General features: G+C 59.6%; 22 protein-coding genes and 3 pseudogenes. 9 read left to right on the forward strand and 16 right to left on the reverse strand.

The features are described 5' to 3' along the window. Positions 1-165: 165 nt before the first annotated feature. From AC0V2S_RS12310 to AC0V2S_RS12335, 6 genes and pseudogenes are all read right to left on the reverse strand, one after another. Positions 166-867, reverse strand: a complete 702-nt coding sequence (locus AC0V2S_RS12310) for an ABC transporter ATP-binding protein (protein ID WP_475509983.1) — start codon at positions 865-867, stop codon at positions 166-168. A 3-nt stretch (positions 868-870) separates the two neighbouring features. Then, positions 871-1,638: a high-affinity branched-chain amino acid ABC transporter ATP-binding protein LivG gene (livG, locus tag AC0V2S_RS12315; RefSeq protein ID WP_475509984.1), complete on the reverse strand. Its 768-nt coding sequence runs from the start codon at positions 1,636-1,638 to the stop codon at positions 871-873. Next, entirely contained in the window at positions 1,635-2,906 is a 1,272-nt protein-coding gene (locus tag AC0V2S_RS12320) for a high-affinity branched-chain amino acid ABC transporter permease LivM (protein ID WP_475509985.1), read from the reverse strand. Before AC0V2S_RS12320 ends, livG begins: the two co-directional genes overlap by 4 nt. Further along, on the reverse strand, positions 2,903-3,826 hold the full coding sequence (gene livH, locus AC0V2S_RS12325; RefSeq protein ID WP_475509986.1) for a high-affinity branched-chain amino acid ABC transporter permease LivH: 924 nt from the start codon (positions 3,824-3,826) through the stop codon (positions 2,903-2,905). The genes AC0V2S_RS12320 and livH overlap by 4 nt, the downstream gene beginning before the upstream one ends. Before the next feature lie 373 nt (positions 3,827-4,199). Beyond that, a pseudogene (locus AC0V2S_RS12330) lies at positions 4,200-5,179 on the reverse strand (branched-chain amino acid ABC transporter substrate-binding protein). After that, a complete protein-coding gene (locus AC0V2S_RS12335) occupies positions 5,122-5,310 on the reverse strand; it encodes a hypothetical protein (protein ID WP_475509987.1) in 189 nt (62 codons plus the stop codon). The pseudogene AC0V2S_RS12330 and the gene AC0V2S_RS12335 overlap by 58 nt, the downstream one beginning before the upstream one ends. A gap of 345 nt (positions 5,311-5,655) precedes the next feature. Here AC0V2S_RS12335 and AC0V2S_RS12340 point away from each other — a divergent pair, with 345 nt between their 5' ends. From AC0V2S_RS12340 to AC0V2S_RS12350, 3 genes are all read left to right on the forward strand, one after another. After that, positions 5,656-5,961, forward strand: a complete 306-nt coding sequence (locus tag AC0V2S_RS12340; RefSeq protein WP_475509988.1) for a DUF2288 domain-containing protein — start codon at positions 5,656-5,658, stop codon at positions 5,959-5,961. A gap of 211 nt (positions 5,962-6,172) precedes the next feature. Then, positions 6,173-7,063 carry an NAD(P)-dependent oxidoreductase gene (locus AC0V2S_RS12345; protein ID WP_475509989.1) on the forward strand — a complete coding sequence of 297 codons (891 nt, stop codon included), beginning with the start codon at positions 6,173-6,175 and terminating at the stop codon, positions 7,061-7,063. Between the two features lie 357 nt (positions 7,064-7,420). Beyond that, positions 7,421-7,858, forward strand: coding sequence for a TIM barrel protein (locus tag AC0V2S_RS12350; protein WP_475510138.1), 438 nt, complete (start codon positions 7,421-7,423; stop codon positions 7,856-7,858). Here the strand turns inward: AC0V2S_RS12350 and AC0V2S_RS12355 are convergent. After that, positions 7,845-8,622 (reverse strand): annotated as a pseudogene (locus tag AC0V2S_RS12355) (siderophore-interacting protein). The gene AC0V2S_RS12350 and the pseudogene AC0V2S_RS12355 sit on opposite strands and share 14 nt — an antisense overlap. Next, positions 8,619-9,159, reverse strand: a pseudogene (locus tag AC0V2S_RS12360) (PadR family transcriptional regulator). Before AC0V2S_RS12360 ends, AC0V2S_RS12355 begins: the two co-directional pseudogenes overlap by 4 nt. A gap of 375 nt (positions 9,160-9,534) precedes the next feature. Here AC0V2S_RS12360 and AC0V2S_RS12365 point away from each other — a divergent pair. From AC0V2S_RS12365 to AC0V2S_RS12380, 4 genes are all read left to right on the forward strand, one after another. Continuing rightward, entirely contained in the window at positions 9,535-10,860 is a 1,326-nt protein-coding gene (locus AC0V2S_RS12365; RefSeq protein WP_475509990.1) for a spinster family MFS transporter, read from the forward strand. Positions 10,861-11,129: 269 nt separating this feature from the next. Beyond that, positions 11,130-11,468, forward strand: coding sequence for a hypothetical protein (locus AC0V2S_RS12370; protein ID WP_475509991.1), 339 nt, complete (start codon positions 11,130-11,132; stop codon positions 11,466-11,468). Positions 11,469-11,587: 119 nt separating this feature from the next. After that, positions 11,588-12,223 carry a two-partner secretion domain-containing protein gene (locus tag AC0V2S_RS12375; protein WP_475509992.1) on the forward strand — a complete coding sequence of 212 codons (636 nt, stop codon included), beginning with the start codon at positions 11,588-11,590 and terminating at the stop codon, positions 12,221-12,223. A gap of 103 nt (positions 12,224-12,326) precedes the next feature. Further along, a complete protein-coding gene (locus AC0V2S_RS12380) occupies positions 12,327-14,105 on the forward strand; it encodes a C80 family cysteine peptidase (RefSeq protein WP_475510139.1) in 1,779 nt (592 codons plus the stop codon). Between the two features lie 249 nt (positions 14,106-14,354). Here AC0V2S_RS12380 and AC0V2S_RS12385 read toward each other — a convergent pair whose 3' ends face one another. Further along, positions 14,355-15,362 (reverse strand): NADP-dependent oxidoreductase, encoded by a 1,008-nt coding sequence (locus tag AC0V2S_RS12385; protein ID WP_475509993.1) that lies wholly within the window; start codon positions 15,360-15,362, stop codon positions 14,355-14,357. A 235-nt stretch (positions 15,363-15,597) separates the two neighbouring features. Here AC0V2S_RS12385 and AC0V2S_RS12390 point away from each other — a divergent pair, with 235 nt between their 5' ends. Beyond that, positions 15,598-16,359 (forward strand): SDR family oxidoreductase, encoded by a 762-nt coding sequence (locus AC0V2S_RS12390; RefSeq protein WP_475509994.1) that lies wholly within the window; start codon positions 15,598-15,600, stop codon positions 16,357-16,359. Positions 16,360-16,485: 126 nt separating this feature from the next. Here the strand turns inward: AC0V2S_RS12390 and AC0V2S_RS12395 are convergent, their stop codons facing one another. Continuing rightward, positions 16,486-17,352 (reverse strand): aldose 1-epimerase, encoded by an 867-nt coding sequence (locus AC0V2S_RS12395; RefSeq protein WP_475509995.1) that lies wholly within the window; start codon positions 17,350-17,352, stop codon positions 16,486-16,488. A gap of 146 nt (positions 17,353-17,498) precedes the next feature. Here AC0V2S_RS12395 and AC0V2S_RS12400 point away from each other — a divergent pair, with 146 nt between their 5' ends. Continuing rightward, positions 17,499-18,248, forward strand: a complete 750-nt coding sequence (locus AC0V2S_RS12400; protein WP_475509996.1) for a FadR/GntR family transcriptional regulator — start codon at positions 17,499-17,501, stop codon at positions 18,246-18,248. A 6-nt stretch (positions 18,249-18,254) separates the two neighbouring features. Here the strand turns inward: AC0V2S_RS12400 and AC0V2S_RS12405 are convergent, their stop codons facing one another. The 6 genes from AC0V2S_RS12405 to AC0V2S_RS12430 form a co-directional block, all read right to left on the reverse strand. After that, positions 18,255-19,166 (reverse strand): EamA family transporter, encoded by a 912-nt coding sequence (locus AC0V2S_RS12405; protein WP_475509997.1) that lies wholly within the window; start codon positions 19,164-19,166, stop codon positions 18,255-18,257. 156 nt (positions 19,167-19,322) lie between these two features. Beyond that, the gene (locus AC0V2S_RS12410) at positions 19,323-20,603 is read right to left on the reverse strand and encodes a TRAP transporter large permease (protein ID WP_475509998.1); all 1,281 of its coding nucleotides are present in this window, start codon (positions 20,601-20,603) and stop codon (positions 19,323-19,325) included. Next, complete coding sequence (locus tag AC0V2S_RS12415; RefSeq protein WP_475509999.1) at positions 20,604-21,128, reverse strand: TRAP transporter small permease; 525 nt, start codon at positions 21,126-21,128, stop codon at positions 20,604-20,606. Positions 21,129-21,311: 183 nt separating this feature from the next. Next, on the reverse strand, positions 21,312-22,292 hold the full coding sequence (locus AC0V2S_RS12420; RefSeq protein WP_475510000.1) for a TRAP transporter substrate-binding protein: 981 nt from the start codon (positions 22,290-22,292) through the stop codon (positions 21,312-21,314). A gap of 49 nt (positions 22,293-22,341) precedes the next feature. Beyond that, positions 22,342-23,226 (reverse strand): glucurono-1,5-lactonase, encoded by an 885-nt coding sequence (locus AC0V2S_RS12425; RefSeq protein ID WP_475510001.1) that lies wholly within the window; start codon positions 23,224-23,226, stop codon positions 22,342-22,344. Between the two features lie 61 nt (positions 23,227-23,287). Beyond that, positions 23,288-24,112, reverse strand: a complete 825-nt coding sequence (locus tag AC0V2S_RS12430) for an NAD-dependent epimerase/dehydratase family protein (RefSeq protein ID WP_475510002.1) — start codon at positions 24,110-24,112, stop codon at positions 23,288-23,290. Positions 24,113-24,479: the final 367 nt, after the last annotated feature.

The following is a 24,479-nucleotide window of genomic DNA, read 5'->3' on the forward strand; positions in this document are numbered from 1 at the left end:
GCGGGCAAATTATTTTGGCGAGGGAAGATCCAAAGCATCGAGGCTAAAGCCTCTCCCACAAAGGATCTCGGTCACCTGTGGGAGAGGCTTCAGCCTCGATAATTTCTGCGCCCATAAAAAAGCCCCGCCTGGCGAACCGAGCGGGGCTTTCGATTGGCACTATTATCAGCCGCCGAGATAGGCGTCGCGGACTTTGGGGTCCGTCAGCAGCGCTTCACCGGTACCTTGCATGACCACGTGGCCGTTTTCCAGCACGTAGGCACGGTCAGCAATCTTCAACGCCTGGTTGGCGTTCTGCTCCACCAGGAACACGGTCACACCATCTTTGCGCAGTTGTTCAATGATCTGAAAAATCTGCTGGATGATGATCGGTGCCAGGCCCAGCGACGGCTCGTCGAGCAGCAGCAATTGCGGCTTGCTCATCAGCGCACGGCCGATGGCGAGCATTTGCTGTTCGCCGCCGGACATGGTGCCGCCGCGCTGGTTGTAGCGTTCTTTCAAGCGCGGGAACAGGTGCAGCACCTTGTCCAGTTGCTCTTGATAGTCGCCTTTTTCGGTGAAGAAGCCGCCCATGGCCAGGTTTTCTTCCACGGTCAGGCGGGCAAAGATACGGCGGCCTTCGGGCACCACCGCAATGCTTTTGCGCATGATCTCGCTGGACTCCAGCCCCACCAGCTCTTCGCCCTGATAGCGGATGCTGCCTTTGGCCGCGCGCGGCGAACCGCAGAGGGTCATCAGCAGGGTCGATTTGCCGGCGCCGTTGGCACCGATCAGGGTGACGATCTCGCCCTTGTGCACTTCCACGTTGACGTTATGCAACGCCTGGATCTTGCCGTAGAAGGTGGAAACGTTATCGAAATACAGCATGAGTTACGCCTCCCCCAAATAGGCTTTGATCACATCCGGATTGTCGCGAATCTGTTCCGGAGTACCGTCGGCCAGGGGCGTGCCCTGGTTGATCACCACGATGTGGTCGGAAATGCTCATGACCAGTTTCATATCGTGTTCGATCAGCAGCACGGTGACGTTGTATTCATCGCGCAGCACGCCGATCAGCTTTTTCAGCTCTTCGGTTTCGTTCGGGTTCAGACCCGCCGCCGGCTCGTCGAGCATCAGCAGGCGAGGGCGGGTCATCATGCAGCGGGCGATTTCCAGGCGGCGTTGCTGACCGTAGGCCAGGGTGCCGGCCGGGCGGTTGGCGACGTCGGTCAGGTTGACCTTTTCCAGCCAGTGCGCGGCGAACTCCATGGCGTCGCGCTCGCTTTTGCGGAACGCCGGGGTCTTGAACAGACCGGCCAGGAAGTTGGTGTTGATGTGCCGGTGCTGGGCAATCAACAGGTTTTCGATGGCGGTCATGTCTTTGAACAGGCGCACGTTCTGGAAGGTGCGCACCACACCCTTGCGGGCGATTTCATGACCGGCCAGGCCCTGGATGGCTTCGCCGTCGAGCAGCACGGTGCCGGAGGTTGGCTTGTAGAAACCGGTCAGGCAGTTGAACACGGTGGTCTTGCCGGCGCCGTTCGGGCCGATCATTGATACCACCTGCTTTTCCTGCACGGTCAGGCCCACACCGTTAACGGCCAACAGACCGCCGAAGCGCATGCACAGGCCGCTTACTTCAAGAATCGGGCGGCTCATTGCTTCAACTCCAGGTGAGGACGCTGCATAGGCAAGAAGCCCTGCGGACGCCAGATCATCATGAACACCATCAGGGCACCGAACAGCAACATGCGGTACTCGCTGAAGTTACGCATCAGCTCCGGCAGCAGAATCATCACGATGGCGGCCAGAATGACCCCCAACTGCGAGCCCAGACCGCCGAGCACGACGATGGCCAGAATGGTCGCCGACTCCAGGAAGGTGAACGACTCCGGCGTAATCAAGCCTTGGCGGGCGGCGAAGAAGCTACCGGCGAAACCGGCGAAGCAGGCGCCCAGGGTGAACGCGGAAAGCTTGATCACCGTGGGGTTCATGCCCAGCGCGCGGCAGGCGATTTCGTCTTCACGCAGCGCTTCCCACGCACGGCCAATTGGCATACGCAGCAGGCGGTTGATCACGAACAGGGCGAGCAACACCAGCAACAGGGCGACCAGGTAAAGGAAGATCACCTTGTAGATGGAGTTGTAGGCAATGCCGAAATACTCGTGGAAGGTTTGCATGCCTTCGGCTGCCTTGCGCTCGAAGCTCAGGCCGAACAGGGTCGGTTTTTCGATATTGCTGATGCCGTTCGGGCCGCCGGTAAGGCCGGTGAGGTTACGCAGCAGAATGCGGATGATCTCGCCGAAACCCAGGGTAACGATGGCCAGGTAGTCGCCGCGCAGACGCAGTACCGGGAAGCCCAGCAGGAAGCCAAACAGCGCCGCCATCAGGCCGGCAATCGGCAGGCACAGCCAGAAACCGAAACCGAAGTAGTGCGAGAGTAGGGCGTAGCTGTAGGCGCCGACGGCGTAGAAGCCGACGTAACCCAGGTCCAGCAGACCGGCAAGACCCACCACGATGTTCAGGCCCAGGCCGAGCATGATGTAGATGAGGATCAGGGTGGCAATATCCACCGCCCCGCGCGAACCGAAGAACGGCCATACCAGCGCCATGACTACCAGAGCCAGCAGGAACCAGCGCTGGGTGGAAGGCAGGGTCAGGAAGTTGCTGGCCGAAGCCGGCACGCTCGGTACTTTCGGCACGGCGCTCCAGGCATCGCCCAACTGGCCACGGAACAGTTGCCAAAAGAACATGGCGATGGCGCAGGCGAAGATGGTCCACAGAATGGGGTCGCTGGCGCCGTGCACTTCGAGCTTGATGCCGACGATATTCAGCTTCAGGCCCAAAATCGGGTAGGCCACGGCCAGCACCAGCAGGGCGCTGAAAAACGCGGTCTTGAGCTGCTTGGCGTTAATAGAGGTACTCATACTTTCTCAACCTCCGGGCGACCGAGAATGCCGGTCGGGCGGAACAACAGCACCAACACCAACAGGCTGAACGCCACCACGTCTTTGTACTGGTCACCGAAGATATCGGCGCCGAAGGCTTCGGCAACGCCCAGCACCAGGCCGCCAAGCATGGCACCCGGAATGCTGCCGATACCGCCCAGTACCGCGGCGGTGAACGCCTTGATGCCGGCGAGGAAGCCCAGATTCGGGTTGATCACACCGTACTGCATGCCCAGCAATACCGCCGCGACGGCTGCCAGGGTGGCGCCGATGACGAAGGTGAGGGCGATGATGTTGTTGGTGTTGATGCCCAGCAGGTTGGCCATCTTGATGTCCTCGGCGCAGGCGCGGCAGGCGCGGCCCAGGCGGGAACGGGAGATGAACAAGGTCAGGCCGGCCATCACCAGGAAGGTGACGACGAAAATCAGCACCTGCATATAGGAGATGACCACACCGTTCATGGTGCTCTCGCCAAATACGAAGTTGCCGGGGATCAGGTTTGGAATCGCTTTGTCTTTGGAGTTCTGCGCGAGGAGCACCTCGTTCTGCAGAAATATCGACATACCGATAGCCGAAATCAGCGGGATCAAACGGTTGCTGCCACGCAGCGGTCGGTAGGCGACCCGTTCGATGCTATAGCCGTAAGCACTGGCGACAATGATGGTGGCCGCAAAGGCCGCAATCAGAATGATCGGCAGGCTGTCCAGGCCCAGCATGGTCAGACCGGCAATCACGATAAACGCGACGTAGGAGCCGATCATGTACACCTCGCCGTGGGCGAAGTTGATCATGCCGATAATGCCGTACACCATCGTGTAGCCGATGGCGATCAGGGCGTAGGTGCTGCCAATGGTCAAGCCATTAACCAGCTGCTGTAAGAAATGGTAGATGTCAGGCATCAAAACTCTCCTGAAAACTTGCAAAACCGGTTGCAGGGCTCGATAGCTGCGTCAGGTGGACGATTGCGCCATGCAGGGCCTGTAGGGGCTGCATCCCGCCGGGGCGGGTACTGTGCGCTGCGGTTTGCAGCGGAACAGGGGTGGTCAATCGCTACCATCACGAAGCACGCCTTGTGCTTCGCCCCTCACGGGGCCGGCTCGCGCCGTTCAGTCCTGCCTTGAGCAGACCTGCCTTGCTATTTAGCTTGGGAATGGGGTTTTGAAAGCTTTCGCGTGGGTGCCGCTCAATAGCTTTTGGCTGAGCGTGGACCCGTTTACCTCTTAAAACAAAGCCCACTGCACATGCAGTGGGCTTCGGGTTGCGGCTCGAAACTTACTTGGCTTCGGTTTTGGTGCCGTCAGCGTGCCAGTCATAGACTACAAAGCTGAAGTCTTTCAGGTCGCCCTTGGCGTCGAAGCTCAGATCACCGGTCGGGGTGCTGAAGGTGTTGGCGCGCAGGGCGGCAGCTACCTTGGCAGTGTCGGTGTCACCGGCTTTCTTGATGCCTTCGGCAATCACTTGTACCGCGGCGTAAGCCGGGAACACGAACGGACCGGTTGGGTCTTCTTTCTTGGCTTTGAACGCTTCAACCAGCGCCTGGTTTTTCGGGTCCTGGTCGAACGACTTCGGCAGGGTAACCAGCAGGCCTTCGGAAGCTGGGCCAGCGATAGCCGACAGTTCTTTGTTACCCACGCCTTCTGGGCCCATGAACTTCACTTTCAGGCCTTTCTCAGCCGACTGACGCAGCAGCAGACCGAGTTCCGGGTGGTAGCCGCCGTAGTACACGAAGTCGACGTTGGCTTGTTTCAGCTTGGCGATCATGACTGAGAAGTCTTTGTCGCCGGCGTTGATGCCTTCGAACAGGGCGACTTTCACGCCTTTGGCTTCCAGGGTCTGCTTGACCGCGGTCGCGATGCCTTCGCCGTACTGCTGCTTGTCGTGGATGACAGCAACGGTTTTCGGCTTGACGTGGTCAGCAATGAAGTTACCGGCGGTTGGGCTTGCAGGCTGTCCAGACCGATGGTGCGGAAGACCAGCTGGTAGCCACGGGCGGTGATTTCCGGGCTGGTGGAAGCCGCGGTGATCATCAGGATGCCTTCATCTTCATAGATGTCGGAAGCCGGCTGAGTGGAGCTGGAGCACAGGTGGCCAACTACGAATTTAACTTCGTCGTTGACGATTTTGTTGGCCACGGCCACGGCTTGTTTCGGGTCGCAAGCGTCGTCGTAAACCACGCCTTCGAGCTGCTGGCCGTTTACACCGCCAGCCTTGTTGATTTGTTCGATAGCCATTTTGGCGCCGATGAACTGCATCTCGCCGTATTGAGCGACAGCGCGGTAACCGGGCCAGCCAGGCCGATCTTGATGGTGTCAGCTGCTAGTGAATAGCTGGCGACGCCGGCCATAGCCATGGCAGCAAACAGTTGCTTAGTAGCCTTGTTCATAGTGCTCCACTCTTATGTGTTTCGTTTTTATAGGACCAATCCACGCTAGCGCGCAGAGGTTCATGCCTTGTTGGTCTTAAGTTGCAAAGTCAGGAAAAAACACCTGACTACAATCCCTGGCAACTTTAACGGCGGAGTTTAGAGTGCCGATTTATCCCTTGAAAAGCGGCGACTGATGCCGTCTGTAGGCAATGTCGCTAAATCGCAACAAACGTATAGAAAAACGGCGTGCCGCCTTTCGTGCTTTGTACGTCAGGTCGCGCTTGTTTCATTGTGGTGCGCCGCTATCATGGCCGCCACGAACGGTGGACCACCTTTTACATTTTGTCGAACAAAGAGCCTGCGATGACCGACGCCATCAACCCCCTGTACGCCAAGTTGCTCGGCGAAACCGCCGCCATTACCTGGGCGGAGCTGCAACCGTTCTTCGCCCGTGGCGCTTTGCTGTGGGTAACGCCGGGCATGGACCTGATCGAAGTGGCGACGGCCGTGGCCGAAGATAACGGCGCGCAAGTGGGGCAGTGGCTGCAAAGCTCCGCCATCAGCAAGGTAGAAACGGCATTGGCCGAAGACCTGCTGGCCCGCGACCCGCAGTTGTGGGCGGTGGTGGTGGCGCCTTGGGTGTTGATTCAAGAGCGCCCGGCCTCGTAAACATAAGGCGTCCAAACACCACCGTCATTCCCGCGCAGGCGGGAACCCAGAATAGGACAGGTATCGGTGCTGGCCAGGCAATCCTGGGTCTCGAGTCGTCGAACCGCCGCCTACGCGGGGACGACGGTGGTGCGCGCTTTTCTTCGTTGACCACAAGGTTAAGATGGCCGTCTTTCGCTGCAGCCTGCTTCGCTGAACTTTGGAGCCCTCGATGAACGCCGCCCTCCCTTCTATCGCCTTCGCCGGCATCGGCCTGATGGGCCTGCCCATGTGCCAGCGCCTGCTGGCTGCCGGTTACTCACTGACCGTGTGGAACCGCTCCCCCGACAAATGCGCCCCCTTGGTAGCCGCCGGCGCCCGTCAGGTTTCCACCCCCGCTGAACTCTGCGCCCACGCCGACGTGGTGATGCTGTGCCTGGCCGACACCCGCGTCGTGCGCAAGGTGGTATTCGGCGAGAACGGCGTGGCAGAAGGGGCGAAAGCCGGCCAACTGCTGGTGGATTTTTCCAGCCTGGAACCCGCCGCCACCCGCGAAATGGCTGCCGAGCTGGAAAGCCGCAGCGGCATGCATTGGCTGGATACACCGGTTTCCGGCGGCGTGGCCGGTGCGCAGAACGGCACGCTGGCGATCATGGCCGGCGGCCGTGAACACGATATCGAGCAGGTGCGGCCGATTCTGATGCACCTCGGCCAACGCCTGACGCGCATGGGCGCGGTGGGGGCAGGGCAGGTGACCAAGGTCTGTAACCAGATGATCGTCGCCTGCAATGCGCTGGTGATCGCCGAAGTGGTGGCGCTGGCGGAAAAATCCGGCGTCGATGCCAGCCTGCTGGCGTCCGCCTTGGTCGGTGGTTTTGCCGACTCCAAGCCGCTGCAAATTCTTGCCCCGCAAATGGCCGAGAGCCATTTCGAGCCGATCAAATGGCATGTTCGTACGTTGCTCAAGGATTTGGACACCGCGGTAAAACTGGCCCGCGAACATGACTCCAGCACCCCCGTCAGCGCCCTGGCTGCGCAACTGATGCGCCTGCATGGCAGCAATGTCGGCAATCTGGAGCGCGACCCCGCCACGCTTATTGAGCTGTACCGGGAGAAACACTGATGAAGGTGGTCGCCAATATTTCCCTGCTCTTTACCGAGGTGCCGCTGGTGCAGCGCATCGTGGCGGCAGCTGCGGCCGGGTTTTCTGCCGTGGAAGTGCAGTATCCCTACGACGTGCCGGCTATTCAGTTCAAGGAAGCGTTAGCGGCGGCGGGCTTGCCGCTGGTGCTGCTGAATATTGCTGCGCCGGATCTGGCTTCCGGCGGGCCTGGTTTGGCCGCGGTACCTGCGCGTCAGGCCGAATTCGAGCAAGCCTTGCAGGAAGCGCTGACCTACGCGGCCATGGTGCGTCCGCAATTCGTCAACGTGCTGCCCGGGCGGTTGGCGGAAGTGTCAGCCGCGAAGAGGCACTGGCCACATTGGCGACGAATGTGCGCCGGGCTGCCGAGGAATTTCGCGGCTGGGCATCAAGGTGCTGAGCGAGGCGATCAACCCGCTGGATATGCCGGGCTTTCTGATCAACACGCCGGAGCATCTGCTGGCACTGATTGAGGCCGTGGATCACCCGAATTTTGCCGCGCAGTTGGATCTTTACCATATGGCGCGTCAGGGGTTGGACTTGCCGACGGCGATTGCGACGTTGGCCGGCAAGATTGGTCATGTGCAGTTTGCCGATTGCCCCGGGCGCAATCAGCCTGGGACCGGAACGGTAGACTTTGCCGGTGCCTTGCAGGCGCTGGGCGAGGCGGGGTATAGCGGTTGGTTGGCGGCTGAGTATCGCCCTACGGCCAGTACCCAGGAATCCCTGGGTTGGCTGGCCGAATGGCGGGCGAGTGGACTGATCAGTCCTCAGTAGAGGCGTCGGCTTTCCAATAACCGGCGGCTTTGAGGAAGTCTTCATTGACGCCGAAATCATCCAGCAGCACCCGGCGTACGCGCCGTGAAATCTGCGATTCGGTGGCGATCCAGGTATAGAGCGAACCGCTCGGCAAGGTGATGCCTTTCACCGCGCTGAGCAGATCCTGCCCGGCCTCGCGATGCAGCCACCGCACCTCAACGTTCGCCGCGCTTTTCAGCTCCTGTTGCTCGGCCGCATTCGGCACTTCGATCAACGCCAGCACCTGCCGATTGGCCGGCAGCTCTTCCAGGCGCGGGCAATGGCGGGCAGGGCGGTTTCATCGCCGATCAGCAGATAGCTGTCGAACATATCCGGCACGATCATCGACCCACGCGGCCCGCCTATATAAAGGTGCTGGCCGGGCGTAGCCTGCTCGGCCCAGGTGGACGCCGGGCCGTCGCCATGGAGCACGAAGTCGATATCCAACTCGCCCAGCGCAAGGTCATAACGGCGTGGCGTGTAATCACGCATCGCCGGTTCGGGCCTTCCTTGTCGCCACCGAACGTCATGTTTTCCAGCGCGGCCTGTTGCTCGGGCGTTTCGGCGAAGAACAGCTTGATATGGTCATCGCTGCCCAGGCTGACAAAGCCTGCCAACTCCGGGCCGCCGACCGTGATGCGGCGCATATGGGGGGTAATGTCGGTCACGCGCAGCACGTCCAGACGGCGGCGTTTGATTTCGTGCATCACGCGGTGAATGCCCATCGGGTTTGCTGTCGTCATTGCGCGGTCTCCGCAGTGTTTTGAATGGGGGCAGGGCCGGCGGCGATGGCCGTGGCGGCGGCATTTAGCAGATCGCGCACGCGGTTGATTTCCGCCTCGCTCCACTGGCCATGGTGCAGTTGCAAGCGTGACGCAGGTTATGCACCGCCTCGTGAATCTGTGCCGGCCGGTCGTGGCCACGCAGGGCGCGCTTGCTGACTTCCAGGCGAACTTTCAGGCCGTCCAGCGCCACTTGCTGCTCAGTCATGAGGCCTGGCCAGCGCTGGTCGCGCTGTAGAGCTTTTTGCCGTTCTGCGCATCGCCAGAAATCAGGTCGCTTTCTTCGAGAAAGGTCAGGGTCGGATAAATGACACCGGGGCTCGGCGCATAGGCGCCTTCGAACATGTCTTCGATGCGGCGGATCAGGTCATAGCCGTGGCTCGGCTGCTCGGCGATCAACGCCAACAGCAGCAACTTCAGATCGCCTGGTGCAAACACACGTGGCCCGCGGCCGCCGCGCCCACCGGGGCGGCGCTCGAACTCATCGGTTTCGCGGATATGGGGTGATGATGGTGGGTGTGATGGTGGTCTCGCATCGTTTTGCTCTCGTCTTGGGTTATCTAAGATATAACTTAAGATATATCTTAGATGGCGCGCAAGCCCAAATGACAAACGGTCTTATCGAGCTCGAAACGGGGGCCCGCTGTTGTAGGGTGTGCTCCGCGCACCAAGCGGTTTGGCAGGAGATCGCTTGGTGCGCAAAGCACGCCCTATCGAAGCGGCGTACGGCTCTATATCGAGTTACATAAGGTTTACGAATATTCACAGACATACGTAGGCAGAGGCTCTAGATTGCACCCTGGTGCTTTGTCCTACAGCTTTTTGCGTAGAGGCCCGGCCGGTTTTATAAGAACAACAAAAGAGAACTCCGTTATGTCCAGTGCTACTCAGGCGAACAACGCCTGGCGTGTCTTGTTCTTGCTGTTCCTTGCCAACCTGTTCAATTTCTTTGACCGCAGCATCCCCGCGATCATCATCGAACCCCTGCGCCACGAATGGAGCCTGAGCGACCTGCAGCTCGGCCTGGTCGGCACTGCGTTCACCATCATCTATGCCATTGCCGGCGTGCCGCTTGGGCGCATGGCCGACACTGGCTCGCGCCGCAAAATCATGGGCTGGGGGCTGCTGGCCTGGAGTGGTCTTACAGCCATCAATGGCTTTGTTACCGGCTTCTGGAGTTTTCTTCTGGTGCGCATGGGCGTAGGCATTGGCGAAGCCAGCTACGCGCCGGCGGCCAACTCGCTGATCGGCGACCTGTTCCCCGCCAACAAGCGCGCCCGCGCCATGGGCATCTTTATGCTCGGCCTGCCGCTGGGCTTGCTGCTGGCCTTCTTCACCATCGGCGCGATGGTGGAAGCGTTCGGCAGTTGGCGTGCGCCGTTCTTTATCGCCGCCGTGCCGGGCATGATTTTGGCGATCTTCATGTTCTTCATCCGCGAGCCGCAGCGCGGCGCCGCTGAAGAAGTGCAAGTGGCGGCGGTGAAAGTTGACCGCCCGGTACGCAAGGTGCTGAGTATTCGCACCTTCTGGTGGCTGATCGTCGCCGGCCTGTGCTTCAACTTCGCCACCTACGCCTGCAACTCCTTCATGGTGCCGATGCTGCAACGCTACTTCCTGCTGCCGCTGGGCCAGGCGGCCGTTGCCACCGGCGTGATCGTCGGCGTGACCGGTCTGTTCGGGCTCACCATCGGTGGCTGGTTTGCCGACAAGGCGCACCAACGTTCCGAGCGCGGTCGCTTGTGGATGGCCGCCGCGTCGCTGGTGATTTCCACCGTGGCCACCGGCTGGGCGCTGAGCCTCGGCGCGGACAGCATTGCGCTGTTCGTGGCGATCTTCAGCGTGGGCTGGTTGTTCTCCTACAACTTCTACACCTGCGTATACACCTCGATTCAGGACGTGATCGAGCCGCGTCTGCGCGCCACCGCCATGGCCCTGTTCTTCGCCGGCCTCTACCTGCTCGGCGGCGGCCTTGGCCCGGTGGTGGTGGGCTGGCTGTCTGACCACTTCGCCCACTCGGCCATGTACGCCGCCGGTGCTGCCGAAATGAACGAAGCGTTCAAGGCCGTGGGGCTGCATGACGCCATGTACCTGATTCCAATTGCCATGCTGTTGACCCTGGTTGCGCTGGTACAAGCGGCCCGTCATCTGCCTAAAGATGCATTGGCCATGCGCCAATCGATGGCAGCCAACGCCGAATAAACGTTTGCGCTACTAACCAAAAAGCCCGCATCTGCGGGCTTTTTTGTTTCTGTTATTTGTCAATAGATGAATGTGGTGCTTGCTTGCTGGCTGGTAATGCTCTTGTGTTGTTGTGTGAGTTTTCCATTATTTGTGTGGGTTTGAAGTAAGAAGAATATATGTAGGCGTTGGAGAGACTCAGCTTACAAGGCTGGCTGTTTGGTCTTGTATGTTCGTTTAGTGGATTGGCGTAGCGTTAAGAAATTAATTAAAAAAGTAGTTACGCCGCCATGAGTACAATTAAATTCCCCCCGTTTGCTGCCCCAAGCTTTTTTATTAAATCCCCTATTCTCCATTTTTCCTGGTGTTGCGTCGGTGTCCTGGCGTTAGCCATAGCTATGAGCTTTTCGACGCACGGTGGCGCTGAAAGCCGCGTAGGAAAGGCGCCGCTCGTGACGCCCGTGGAAATAGAACAAGACCTAAAAAGTAAACTTCGCCTGCAAGAAAAAATAAAACACGAGTTAGAAGAAAGCAGACGGAAGATCTTGGAAAAGTCGCGGCGAAAGTCGGAAAAGGATGAGCGTGAAGTTCCTGTTTTATCTCCGCTGGAGAAGCGTTCGAACGAATAGCGTTTGCCGGGATGCGCTAAGCCAGCGTTGATAAATTAATACCGTTTTAATTGTTTGCAGCTGTGGCCGTCTTTTTCACTTAAGCGTGCTTCGTGCTGCACTGAGAGTGGGGTTTATATATGAACAAGCACTGTTTCCGCCTTATCTTCAGCAAGCCATTAGGCTGTTTAATTCCCGTCGCCGAAATCACCCGCACCCGACGCAAGGCTGGTCAGGACCAGTCATCTGCTTCTGCCACTCTCAATGGCCTGGCGCTTTCGCTGCTGCTGGCCGGCGTACCTGGTTGGGCGTCAGCGCAGATCGTGATAGACCCAAGCACGTCGTCCTCCCGCACTCAAGTCATCAGCGCGCCCAACGGCGTGCCAGTGATCGAGATCGCTAACCCCAATAACAACGGCCTGTCGCACAACCGCTTTACCGAATTCGATGTGAAAAGCCCCGGCCTGATCTACAACAACAGCATGGTCAATGGCACCAGTCAGTTGGGCGGCGCGCTGCTGAATAACCCCAATCTGTCGCGTACGGCGCGGGCGATTCTTACCGAAGTGACGGGCAATAACCCCAGTTCCATTTCGGGCACGTTGGAGGTGTTCGGCGACAACGCTGACCTGTTCATTTCGAAGGGGATTTATGCGCTACGACGTGCCACCCAAGCCTCGTCGTGCGATTGGTGGGGATGGTCGCAAGTTCGACGTCAGCAGCGCCGCTCCGCGAGCGTTGGTTGGTGGCAAGCGCCCAGCTGCAAAAGGGGCTGAGTCGCCTTACGTTGATATGTCGGGCGCCAAATCACTCGATACCGATTCTGGTGGTTACCTGCGCCAGCAAGATATCTACGTCTTAGGTGACGACAGAAGCCGCATGCCAGGACCTGACTATGACGGGGCTTCCAGCCTAAAACCGGCTGTGAAAGGCGCTGACGAAAGTGGCCGTTCGCAGGGGGACTTTACCGAACGTGATGCAGAGGCCGAAAGTATCTACGCCTCTATCGACGAGCTCCTTATCAAGCCGGTCCCTACCTATGCCGATAAGTATCTGGCCCCGAAGGACGCGTTCCAACAGAAGACGCCCCAGTCGGAAAAATACCAGGCCGTCGTCGAGGTCGACAAAGATCAGGTTACGCGGGAGGCCGCGCGCAACCTGGCGGGTAAACACCCGGAAAGCACCACGCACTACACCCGTAACCCCGATGGAAGTTTGCGTTGGGTGGGCGGGAAGCCCCCGGTGATACCGCCCGGCCAGACACTGAAAGTGCAGGTGGTGGGGCATGGCAATGCTGCCGGTACCCGAATTGGTGACGCCGATGCCCGCGATGTGTTGGACATCGTCAGCAACGTGCAAAACCAGTTTGGCCGGCCGGTCGGCAAGCTGACGCTGGCGGGCTGCAACACGGCGCAGTGCCTGGCGAACGAGGTACAGGCGCGGTTACCGGGCACCCAGGTGCGAGGCTTTGACGCGCCGCTGGCTATCAATAAAGACGGGCGCAAAGTTCACGATGCCGATCCACGGGTGCAGGGAACATTGGGCAACGACAAGCTGCCTGCCGCACAGCCTTCAAACGAGGCCTCCGGTTCAACTCAACGCGATAGCGTGACTGATACTGATACGGTGCCCGATTTCGATCGGGTGGAAAGGATGATCCAGTGGGCAGAGAAAAATCTGGTCATTGATGAAGAGCGGGGAGCGTTTTTGGCGCAGATCAGAAACCAGGTGGCCGAACAACTGCTCGACGGGCCGGTGCTGCTGGGTGAGGATCACAACTTTGCTGATGCCGCGATGGTAATCCAGCACTTGATTGCAGAAGGGAAGGTCAGGAATCTGCTGTATGAAGGCGGTGCACTGAGTAACGATCTAAAGGCTAACCAACAGGGTGAGGCGCTGGAAAGCCAAATAAGGGCGAAAGGTTACGAATCCATCGAAGACTATTTGAGCCGCTCATTTGTAGCCCCAGGTGTTAGGCAAGATGGGGAAATCATGCAGGGAATCTTGGATTTCTATAATAACGGCGGGGCGATGCCATGGGACAAACGCGTATTGAGCGACGCATTCAAAATGGGCGTTACCGTCCATCCCATTGATGCTCGGAATGAGACCAACGATGCCGCCGACGGCAGTGATGACTTCCGTAACCGGTACATGGCGTGGGCTATCCAAAAAATCCCGGGTTTGAACGGCCCCGGCACTATCGGTTCTTTTGGTAGCCACCATTTGCAACTTCATCAGAAGGATGGCCAGCTTTTACCTGCCTTACAGGATCTAGCCCATATCCAGAACGCCCGGGTGTATGACTTGACTGCAGTGTTTCAGGATTATGAAACAGGCAAGTTTTATCCCCGCTGGAGTGAGTTGAACAAAGGCACCGCCGATGGCTTGGCGACTCCCAAATCCTCAATGGAGCCATTCAGTGCTCAGCCGGTGACAACCGGGTTGCGCCGCTTGGTAGCGGGGAAAAATGCCTCGGTGGCCTACGTTCCAGACAAGTACGAGCACCGGATTGTGGTTGATTCGGTCAACAGTCCGGTTTCCGATCGTGCAGCCACTAAATTGCTGGATAAACACCCGGCCAACACGCTGTTGTTAAAGGATCGCGGAAAGGGTCGGCTGGAATATGCCGGGGTGAGTTCGCCGCCGACGATGTGAGCCTATTCAGAACTGCAAAGCTTTCCCTTGTGCAGAGCTCGAGTGGGTTACTAGGGGCGACGAGTTTGGAGGGCGTGATCGCTGCGCTAAACGAAAAGCTGTCTAACGAGATCGTGGTGAAGAAAGTGGAGAAGGTGAAGGTGGGTAACTACTCCGGACCCGCATTCAAGCCAAAGACTAAGTAGATCAACGTCTGGCATTGATAGCCCGCTCGCGGTTCCCCGCCAGCGGGCTTTTTTGTGCTTAGGATTAACTAACCTTCAACACCAACTTGCCAAAATTCTCCCCACTGAACAGCTTCAGCAAGGTTTCAGGGAAGGTTTCCAACCCGTCGACGATATCTTCTTTGCTCTTCAGCTTGCCGGCCGCCATCCAGCCGCCCATTTCTTTGGCGGCGTCGGCGAACTGGCTGGCGTAGTCCATCACCACAAAGCCTTCCATGCGCGCGCGGTTCACCAGCAGGGAGAGGTAGTTGGCCGGGCCTTTCACGTTTTCTTTGTTGTTGTATTGGCTGATGGCGCCGCAAATCACGATGCGGGCTTTTGGCGCGATACGGGTCAGTACGGCATCGAGGATGTCGCCGCCGACGTTGTCGAAATACACGTCCACGCCTTTCGGGCATTCGCGTTTCAGGCCGGCAATCACGTCTTCATTTTTGTAGTCGATCACGCCATCAAAACCCAGCTCGTCTTTGAGCAGCTGGCATTTCTCGGCGCCGCCGGCTATGCCGACCACGCGGCAACCTTTGATCTTGGCGATCTGGCCGACCACGCTGCCCACTGCACCCGCTGCGCCGGAAATCACCACGGTGTCGCCTTCTTTCGGCTGGCCGACATCCAGGAAGGCGAAGTAGGCGGTCATGCCGGTCATGCCCAGGGCCGACAGGTACAGCGGCAGCGGCGCGCGGCTTGGGTCTACGGCGTAGAAGCCTTTAGGCTCGCCGAGAAAGTAGTCCTGCACACCGAGGGCGCCGTTGACGTACGTGCCGACCGGGAATTTATCGTTCTGCGAGGCAACCACTTTGCCGACGCCCAGGGCGCGCATCACTTCGCCGATGCCGACCGGTGGGATATAGGACTTGGCGTCGTTCATCCAGCCGCGCATGGCCGGGTCGAGGGACAGGTATTCGTTTTTCACCAGAATCTGACCGGGACCGGGCTCGCCGACCGGGTTTTCCACATAACTGAAGGTGTCACGGCTAGGCAGGCCGACCGGGCGCTGGGCGAGCAGGAATTGACGGTTGAGTTGGGTGGTCATGGCTAAACACTCATGGCAGGGAAACAGTGGTGATAGACCGCTCACGCCCCGAGGGCAAGGTTTGATCACCAGCGGAATGCAGGCTTATCCATCTGCTAAATGCCTCGGGGCGCGCTTTTATCACTGCGCTGGATAGTCGTTCCTCGCGGCTTTAAATAGTGCTGACGCGCGGTGTGTGGGGCTGGCTAGACTTGCCCGCTACAACAATTCGATACCACTAAAGAGGGATAGAGGGATGAGCATGACTTTCTCCGGCCAGGTAGCCCTGGTAACTGGCGCCGCCAACGGCATCGGCCGCGCCACCGCGCAGGCGTTTGCAGCGGAAGGCCTCAAGGTAGTGGTGTCGGATGTCGATGTGGCCGGCGGCGAAGGCACCGTGGCGCTGATCCGCGATGCGGGCGGCGATGCCACTTTTATCCGCTGCGACGTGACCAAAGACGCCGAAGTACAGGCTCTGATGGCCGGTGTGGTCGACGCGTACGGTCGTCTGGACTACGCCTTTAACAACGCCGGTATCGAGATCGAAAAAGGCCGTGTGGCCGAAGGCACCGAAGCCGAGTTCGACGCCATCATGGGCGTGAACGTCAAAGGCGTGTGGCTGTGCATGAAGTACGAGCTGCCGCTGATCATGGCGCAAGGTGGCGGCGCCATCGTCAACACCGCTTCTGTGGCTGGCCTGGGTGCGGCGCCGAAGATGAGTATCTATGCGGCGTCCAAACACGCGGTGATCGGCCTGACCAAGTCGGCCGCGATCGAATACGCCAAAAAGAAAATTCGCGTGAACGCCGTATGCCCGGCGGTGATTGATACCGATATGTACCGTCGTGCCCATGAGGCGGATCCGACCAAGGCCAACTTTGTGGCCGCCATGCACCCGGTTGGTCGTATCGGCAAGGTGGAAGAAATTGCTGCGGCGGTGATGTACCTGTGCAGCGATAACGCTGCGTTTACCACCGGGCATTCGCTGGCGGTGGATGGTGGGTCTACTGCGATCTGATGGGCTGAGCGTTTAGCGTAAGCCTGACAGATTCTGGGTCCCCGCCTGCGCGGGGACGACGGTGATAGATGCCATTTCTTTGTCGTCCCAGCGCAGGCTGGGACCCAGAGTCTCGAGCCGTACGCCTCAGTTCAACGTTTGGTATTCCAGACTAAACCCCAGCTCACACGTCTCTCCCTTCGCCAACAACCGCAACCCCGGCCGCCCTGGCAGGTGGTGCGCGTTCACCGGGTGGCTTACCGGCTCGAAACAGAAAAACGGTTTATCCAGCGGGCAGAACAGCAGGAGAAACTCACTGCCGGTAGCACGCACTTCCAGCTGGTAACCCAAGTCCGCCTGCGTGATCAGCGCCCGACCATCCCACCCCGTAAACCCGTTATCCACCAATTCATTTGGCAACGCCGCGCCTGCGCGAAAATTCCACGCTGCCGGCAGCTCAACCAACTGCGTCGGCAATCGCCCGTCATCGCACAGCCACACCTCATCGGCATGCACCTGCAGTTTTGTGGCCGCCGTACGCGGCAAATACGGATGCAACCCCAGCCCATGCCAGCAGGGCTGGTCGGCTAAATGGGTGACTTCCAACTCAATGCTAAGCCGCCCGTTTTCCAGGCTGATGCGCTGCACAGCGCGGTAGGCAAACGGCACCTGGCTGTCCAGCCCAAGCACCAGCCGCGACGCGCCATGCTCAAGCACCGTCCACGCCTGCTGCCACGCGCTGCCATGGATCGGCAGCGGGTCGTTGCTGGCATTCGGGCTTAGCGCCAACCAACCGTCAGGGCAATCAAAACCCCCGTTGGCAATACGATTGGACCAGGGCGCCAGCGGGTAACAGCCCAGCTGCCGCGGTCCTTCAATGTCAGGCGGGCAGGGGCGCAGCAGATTCAAACCATCGCTCAGCCGCGTCCAGGCCACCAGGCTGCCGCCGATGGCAGGCGCCACGCTCAGGCGGGTGAGGGCGTCTTCGATGGAGACCAGGTCGTTGGCATTCATAGGCAAGGCACTCTGTAGGAAGTGGCGCACTCTTGTGTGCGAAAGGATGTCGTTATGCCGCAGCTTTGCGGCGCTTGCGGGGGTGTCATCGTACAACTGCTGGGATATGATGGCCGCCTGCCCGTTAGCCGAGAATGACCGTCCCCATGGATATCCCAAGCCCCCAACCACGTGTGCGCCGCAAGCATCGCAGCCTCGCTCAGGAGTTGGTGACCGAGCTGTCGCAGCAGATTCGCGACGGGCAGATCAAGCGGGGCGACAAGCTGCCCACCGAGTCGGCGATCATGGAAGCGCAAGGCGTCAGCCGCACCGTAGTGCGTGAGGCGCTGTCGCGGTTGCAGGCCTCGGGCCTGGTGGAAACTCGTCATGGCATCGGCACTTTCGTGCTGGATACGCCAAGCCCGAGCGGCTTTCGGATCGACCCGGCGACCATCGTCACCCTGCGCGATGTGTTGGCCATTCTCGAGTTTCGTATCAGCCTGGAAGTTGAGTCTGCCGGCCTCGCCGCGCAGCGCCGCACTGCCGAGCAACTGCAAGCCATGCGCGAAGTGCTGGATGCTCTGCGTGAAAGCGCGGCCCATTCCGGCGATGCGGTGGTCTCGGATTTCCAGTTCCACCTGCTGATTGCCGAAGCCACCGGCAACCGCTACTTCACCGACATCATGAGCCACCTGGGCACCAGCATCATTCCGCGCACGCGGCTCAATTCGGCGCGTATTGCCCATGATGACCAACGCCATTACATGGCCCGCCTGGAACGAGAGCACGAGCAGATTTTCGAGGCCATCGCCCGCCAGGATTCCGATGCCGCCCGCGCCGCGGTGCGCCTGCACCTGACCAACAGCCGAGAGCGACTGCGCCAGGCCCATGAAGCCGCCCAGGCTGGCCAGGAATAAATCACTTCAAGCACGTTTGCGGTACGTGAGCAGCACAATGCCGCTCACCACGATCAGCCCGCCGACAATCTGCCCCACGCTCAGCAGTTGCCCCAGAATCAGCCAGCCAAACACCAGGCTGGCCACCGGTTCCACATTCATCACCGGCGCATTGCGCGCCATATCCAGCCGCGTCATGCAGATAAACAGCAGCGAAAACGCGAAGCCATAAAGCACCACCAGGCAGGCGAGGGCGACCCACCCGGCGCTCGCGCTAGGCAGGCTGACGCCGCCGGGCATCACGCCGCTGAACCCCGCAATGGCCACGCTGGAAAATACGATGAGCATGGTCAGCATGCTGCGTACCGTGCCCTTCATGGCCGACAGCTTGTTGTCGGTGATCCACAGCGCCACGGCAAATACCGCGGCAGCGCCCAGGCCGAACATCACGCCTTCGAACCACTGGATGCCATCGTCCACACCGTTCAAACGTTCCGGTACATCCAGGGCGAATACCAGACCGAACAGAATCACACCCATCAGCACCAGCGAGCGCGGCGTCGGTCTTGCGCCGCCCAACGCCCAGGTCAGCAGCACCAACAAAATGGGCGCGATATTGACGATCAGCAGCGCCAGCGCCACCGGAATTCGGGCCACGGTGGAGTACACGCAGAAGCTCTGCGTGGCGATCAACAAGCCCAGCGCCAGCTGCCACGGCCAGGTGCCGACCGGCAGCTTCAGTGAATCGCGGCGCCACCAGACCAGGCCGGCGAGTACCAGAGTGGTGACGCCGGAACGGCAGAGAATCGCCAGTAGCAGGCCGGTGTCATGGTCGAAGGCAATGCGCGCGGCGATGTGGTTGCCGGCAAAACAGCTGGCGAGCAAGGCCAGGGTGAGGACGGCGATATGGCGGGGGAAGAGGGCGGGGGCAGAAGACATAACCATCCTTAGAAAAAAGCCGCACCCAATGTAACCGGGTGCGGCCGATGCAGCGTGAAACCGTACGAACCGTAGGATGGGTAGAGCGAAGCGAAACCCATCATTTTGCGAATCGATGGGTCTCGCCTCTGGCTCTACCCATCCTACGGGATCGTGTTAGAGCACCACGCTAGGGAGCCAGAGAGAGATTGCCGGGATATACGTCACAGCCATCAGCACGGCGAACAGCGCTACGTAAAACGGCAGCAGCGCTTTCACGGTCGCTTCGATGGACACCTTGCCCACCGCCGCCCCCACAAACAGCACCGAGCCCACTGGAGGCGTGATCAAACCAATCCCCAGGTTCACCAGCATGATCATGCCGAAGTGCACTGGGTCGACGCCGAAGTTGATCACCACCGGCAACAGAATCGGGGTGAGGATCAGGATCAGCGGCGCCATGTCCATCACGGTGCCCAGCAGCAGCAACATCACGTTGATGCACATCAGAATCACGTAACGGTTATCCGACAGAGTCAGAAACGCGGTGGTGATCTTGGTGGGGATTTCCATCAGGGTCAGGATGTAGCCGAAGCTGGCCGCGAAGCCGATCAGAATCATCACGATGGCAATGGTGCGCCCGGCGCGGTGCATCAGCTTGGGCAGGTCGCGCCATTTGTAGTCGCGGTAGATGAACATGGTGACGAAGAACGACCACAGCACCGCAATGGCTGCCGACTCGGTGGCGGTAAAGATGCCGGACAGAATGCCGCCCAGAATAATCACCATGGCCATCAGGCCCCACAGCGCTTCGGCGGCGATTTTCAGCGCCTGACGCATCGGAATCACTTCGCCCTTGGGGTAGTTGCGCTTGCGGGCGAAGATCATGCACAGAACCATCATCACCGCGCTGAGCAGCAGGCCCGGGCCGATACCGGCCATAAACAGCGAGGCAATCGACACCGTGCCGCCGGCAGCCAGCGAGTAGAGCACCGAGTTGTGGCTCGGCGGCGTCAGCAGGGCTTGCACCGAACCACTCACCGTTACAGCTGTGGCGAAGTCCCGTGGGTAGCCGGCTTTTTCCATTTCCGGAATCAGCACCGAACCCACCGAGGCGGTGTCCGCCACCGACGAGCCGGAGATGGCGCCGAAGAAGGTCGATGCCATGATATTTACGAGCGACAGCCCGCCGCGCACAAATCCTACGCACACGCCGGCCAGTGCCACCAGCCGCCGCGACATGCCGCCTTCGGCCATGATCGCGCCGGCCAGTACGAAGAACGGAATCGCCAGCAGCGAAAATTTATTCACCCCGCCTGCCACCTGAATCATCAGGGCATCGAACGGGATATCGATCCACCAGGCACCGATCAGCGCCGACAAACCCAGGGCGTACGCCACCGGCATGCCGATCAGAATCAGCACGATAAAACTGCCCAACAGAATTAGCGCATCCATTTATTTGGCCCCCTGGGCTTCTTCAACGTCATAGCTCATGACGCGGCGCTTGCTTTGGTCGCCGAGGAACAGTTTTTCCAGTACGAAAATCAGCGTGATCACGCCACCAATTGGAATCGGCAGGTACGAGATACCCACCCGCACGGACGGCATTTCACCGAGGAACTGGTTCCAGGTGCCGGCGCACAACTTGGCGCCCTTGATGATCATGAACACACAGATCAGCGCCATCAGCAGTTGCACCACAATTGCCAGCGCCTTGCGTGCCTGCAGGGGCAGACGTTCGGTGGCCATGCCGACAGCCATATGGGCGCCGGCCCGGTAGCTGGCCGCTGCGCCGAAAAAGGTAAACACCACCATCAACAAAATGGCGGTTGGCTCGGGCCAGCTGGACCCGCTGCCGAGTACGTAACGGGCAAAAATGCCCCAGGGAATAATCAGGGTCATGACCAGTACCGACATACCGGCGATGCCGATACAGGCGCGGTAGATCTGGTCATTGATGAGCAGCAGCGTGTTTCTCATGGGACTTCACCAGCGGCGTTATCAGGGTGGTGGGCTGTTTCTTCGCTTTCTATTTCAACGGTGTAAAAACGTAGCGAGCGAAGGTTAGGCAAGGCAAAGACAGATGAAAAAAGCGGAGTTGGCTGTAGCCAATGAGCATTTTTGAATCTGTCTTTAACGCCGCCTAACCGAGCGCAGTAGTTTTTACTGGACGGCTTCGATGCGCTTGATCAAGTCTGCATATGGCGCGCCGTACTGGGCACGTACCGGCGCGGTCGCATCCACAAACTCTTTCTTCTCGGCGTCGGTCAGGGTGATGAATTCCACGCCCCCGGCTTTGAGTTTGGCTTCGCTGCTGGCCGATTTTTCATCCCACAATTTGCGTTCTTCGAACTGCGCTTCACGGGCGACTTTTTTCACCAACGCTTGCTGCTCAGGGGTGAGTTTTTCCCAGGTGGTTTTCGAGATCACCACCGGCTCCGGCAGAATCAGGTGACCGGTCAGGGTGTAGAACTTGGCGTTCTGGTAGTGGTTGTGTTCGAGCATCGTCGGCATGTTGTTTTCCGCACCGTCGATCACACCGGTTTGCAGGGCACTGAAGATTTCCCCGGTGGCCATCGCAATGCCGTTACCGCCCATTGCGTTGATCGTGTCGATAAACAACGGGTTGCCCTGCACGCGAATTTTCATGCCCTTGAGGTCGGCCATCTTGCGCACCGGCTTCTTGGTGTAGAGGTTGCGGGTGCCGCCATCCATCCAGGCCAAGGCCACCAGGTTGAAGTCGGAGTTGGTGATCTTGTCGAGGATTTCCTGGCCGATAGGGCCGTCGATCACGTCACGCATATGTTGATGATCGCGGAAGATAAACGGCATGTTGAACACGTTCACGTCTGGCACCACCGGGCCAACGATGCCCAGGCTTACGCGGGTCATCTGAATGGCGCCGAGCTGTACCTGCTCAACCACTTCCTTTTCCGAACCCAGCACGCCACCGGCAAACATCTTGAAGGTGATTTCGCCCTTGGATTGCTCTTCCAGCTTCTTGCCCATGGCTTGTTCAGCCACGACCGGTGGGTAGCCGGTGGGGTGCACTTCGGCGAACTTGATATTCAACGCCTGGGCGCTGCTCGACAGGCAGAACACCAGCGGCAGGGCGGCGGTGAGCAAGGTGCGTTTGAAGTTCATGGTTAAAGCTCCGTTTTGTTTTTGTTTGAGGGTGGCTTGGGTAGTGGTGTCAGGACGCGAACAACGGTTCCTCCAGACCCTTGACCCCCGGCTGCAAGGCGAACACGCCACCGGCCAACGGCTGGTCGCTGAGGTCGCCGCCGGGGCGGATCGAGGTGACGAACAAGGTGTCCAGCCCGGCGCCACCAAAGGCGCACATGGCCGGCTTTTTCACCGGTACGGCGAGGGAACGGTCCAGCCGGCCCTCGGGGGTGAAGCGGTGCACCAGACCCGCGTCGTTGCCGCAAATCCAGTAGCAGCCATCGGCGTCTACGGCAGCGCCATCGGGGCGGCCCAGGTAGTCATTCATATCGACGAAGAGCCGGCGGTTATGCGGCGTGCCGCTGTCGGTGTCGTAATCGAAGGCCCAGATTTTCTGCACGCTGGGGTGCGAATCGGACAGGTACATCGTGCGGCCGTCCGGGCTGAAGCCCAGGCCGTTGGGCACGATAAAGTCGCTGAGTTGGGCGGTCAGTGGCTCGGCCTGGCCGTCGTAGCGGTACAGCGCGCCCACCGGTGAACCGGCTGCCATGTCGAGTAACATGGTGCCGGCCCAGAAGCGCCCCTGGCGGTCGCAGCGACCATCGTTGAAACGCATATCGGCGTGGGCGTGTCTGACCCTGGCAAGCGGGCTGCTGGCGAGGCTGCCGTCTTCCTTGGCGCGCAGGCGGAACAGCCCGCTCTGCATGCCGGCCACAAAGCTGCCGTCTGCCTTGCGGGCGATGCAGGCGAGCATTTCCGGGGTTTGCCAGCTGTGGCTCTGGCCATCGCTGGCGCGCCAGCGGTGCAGGCGCTGGGCGGGAATATCCACCCAGTACAAGGCCTGCTCAGCCACGCTCCAGACCGGGCTTTCGCCGGTGGCATTGCGGGCGTCGACAATCAGTTCAGCATCCATGGCAGCGCAGTTCTCTGTTTGTTTTTATCAGAAGAGCGACAGCGTTAACGCGGTGGTGCGGTCAGTCGCCAAACGGCCCGGCGGCTACAAAGGCACCGCCCTGGTAGACCATCGCCGGGTCATCGGCGGCCGGCATCGGCTGGGCTTCTACCTTGGCGCGGAATACTTCCGAGCTGTCTTTAGGCGCGTAATTCAGGTGGCAGGCCAGGCGGTTATCCCACCACTGCGTGGCGTTGGCCGAGGCGCCGTACACCACGGTGTGGCCGACGTTCGGGGTGTAGAGGGCGCGTTCCAGCAACTGGGTGAGGTCGGCGAAACTCAGCCAGGTGTGCATCATTCGGCGGTTCTGCGGTTCCGGGAATGACGAGCCGATGCGGATGCTGACGGTCTCGATGCCGTAGCGGTCGAAGTAGAAGCTGGCCATGTCTTCGCCGTAACTCTTGGACAAGCCGTAGTAGCCATCCGGGCGGCGAGGGGAGGCGGCGTCGAGCTTCTCGTCCTGCTTATAGAAGCCGATCACATGGTTGGAGCTGGCGAAGATCACGCGCTTTACGCCATGGCGGCGCGCGGCTTCATAGATATGGAATACACCGCAGATATTGGCGCCGAGAATTTCTTCGAATGGCCGCTCAACCGACACGCCGCCGAAATGCAGAATCGCATCCACGCCTTCCACCAGTTGGTGCACGGCTTGTTTATCGGCGAGGTCGCACACCTGCACTTCTTCGTGCTCGCCGCTAGCCGGAGCCATTTGCGCAATATCGGAAAGACGCAGCACGTTGGCGTAAGGGCGCAAGGTTTCGCGCAGCACTTTACCCAGGCCGCCAGCGGCACCGGTAAGTAGAAGGCGATTGAACGGAGTGGGGGCGTTGGATTGACTGGTCATGACTGGGCCCTGAATTTCTTGTGTTTGTTTTTATGGGTTCGATCAGTGCCGATAGGTGTGCACAGAAGCCGTGCGCTGTTATCGGTTGTCGTATGACTTGGCTCGATTATCAACAGCCCTTGCAAAGTTTGTCAACGCGACTTAGGTAGAAAATTCGCTACCGGCCTGGCTGAGTAGACTACAGCCTGTGCTGGACTAAAGCCCGCTAAGGCTCAGGCGTTAAGGCGTGCGGCGGCAGGCGGAGCTTGAGTCAGCGGGCATTTGCAAGGCTAGAACACGGGCAGTCGCGTCGACCAGTACGCCTATAGTCGTAGATGAGCGGAAGCGAAAAGGGGATGACAGTCTTTGTAGTTGTACGATAACGTAA

It is taken from the genome of Pseudomonas sp. CC11G, assembly GCF_056174845.1.

Coding starts and splice junctions, on each gene's coding strand:
- AC0V2S_RS12310 (WP_475509983.1), bottom strand. CDS start 867: ATGCTGTATTTCGATAACGTTTCCACCTTCTACGGCAAGATCCAGGCG.
- AC0V2S_RS12370 (WP_475509991.1), top strand. CDS start 11,130: ATGAGTACAATTAAATTCCCCCCGTTTGCTGCCCCAAGCTTTTTTATT.
- AC0V2S_RS12395 (WP_475509995.1), bottom strand. CDS start 17,352: ATGAATGCCAACGACCTGGTCTCCATCGAAGACGCCCTCACCCGCCTG.
- AC0V2S_RS12375 (WP_475509992.1), top strand. CDS start 11,588: ATGAACAAGCACTGTTTCCGCCTTATCTTCAGCAAGCCATTAGGCTGT.
- AC0V2S_RS12405 (WP_475509997.1), bottom strand. CDS start 19,166: ATGTCTTCTGCCCCCGCCCTCTTCCCCCGCCATATCGCCGTCCTCACC.
- AC0V2S_RS12410 (WP_475509998.1), bottom strand. CDS start 20,603: ATGGATGCGCTAATTCTGTTGGGCAGTTTTATCGTGCTGATTCTGATC.
- AC0V2S_RS12400 (WP_475509996.1), top strand. CDS start 17,499: ATGGATATCCCAAGCCCCCAACCACGTGTGCGCCGCAAGCATCGCAGC.
- AC0V2S_RS12390 (WP_475509994.1), top strand. CDS start 15,598: ATGAGCATGACTTTCTCCGGCCAGGTAGCCCTGGTAACTGGCGCCGCC.
- AC0V2S_RS12380 (WP_475510139.1), top strand. CDS start 12,327: ATGCCAGGACCTGACTATGACGGGGCTTCCAGCCTAAAACCGGCTGTG.
- AC0V2S_RS12340 (WP_475509988.1), top strand. CDS start 5,656: ATGACCGACGCCATCAACCCCCTGTACGCCAAGTTGCTCGGCGAAACC.
- AC0V2S_RS12335 (WP_475509987.1), bottom strand. CDS start 5,310: ATGAACAAGGCTACTAAGCAACTGTTTGCTGCCATGGCTATGGCCGGC.
- AC0V2S_RS12345 (WP_475509989.1), top strand. CDS start 6,173: ATGAACGCCGCCCTCCCTTCTATCGCCTTCGCCGGCATCGGCCTGATG.
- livH (WP_475509986.1), bottom strand. CDS start 3,826: ATGCCTGACATCTACCATTTCTTACAGCAGCTGGTTAATGGCTTGACC.
- AC0V2S_RS12430 (WP_475510002.1), bottom strand. CDS start 24,112: ATGACCAGTCAATCCAACGCCCCCACTCCGTTCAATCGCCTTCTACTT.
- AC0V2S_RS12385 (WP_475509993.1), bottom strand. CDS start 15,362: ATGACCACCCAACTCAACCGTCAATTCCTGCTCGCCCAGCGCCCGGTC.
- livG (WP_475509984.1), bottom strand. CDS start 1,638: ATGAGCCGCCCGATTCTTGAAGTAAGCGGCCTGTGCATGCGCTTCGGC.
- AC0V2S_RS12415 (WP_475509999.1), bottom strand. CDS start 21,128: ATGAGAAACACGCTGCTGCTCATCAATGACCAGATCTACCGCGCCTGT.
- AC0V2S_RS12425 (WP_475510001.1), bottom strand. CDS start 23,226: ATGGATGCTGAACTGATTGTCGACGCCCGCAATGCCACCGGCGAAAGC.
- AC0V2S_RS12420 (WP_475510000.1), bottom strand. CDS start 22,292: ATGAACTTCAAACGCACCTTGCTCACCGCCGCCCTGCCGCTGGTGTTC.
- AC0V2S_RS12365 (WP_475509990.1), top strand. CDS start 9,535: ATGTCCAGTGCTACTCAGGCGAACAACGCCTGGCGTGTCTTGTTCTTG.
- AC0V2S_RS12320 (WP_475509985.1), bottom strand. CDS start 2,906: ATGAGTACCTCTATTAACGCCAAGCAGCTCAAGACCGCGTTTTTCAGC.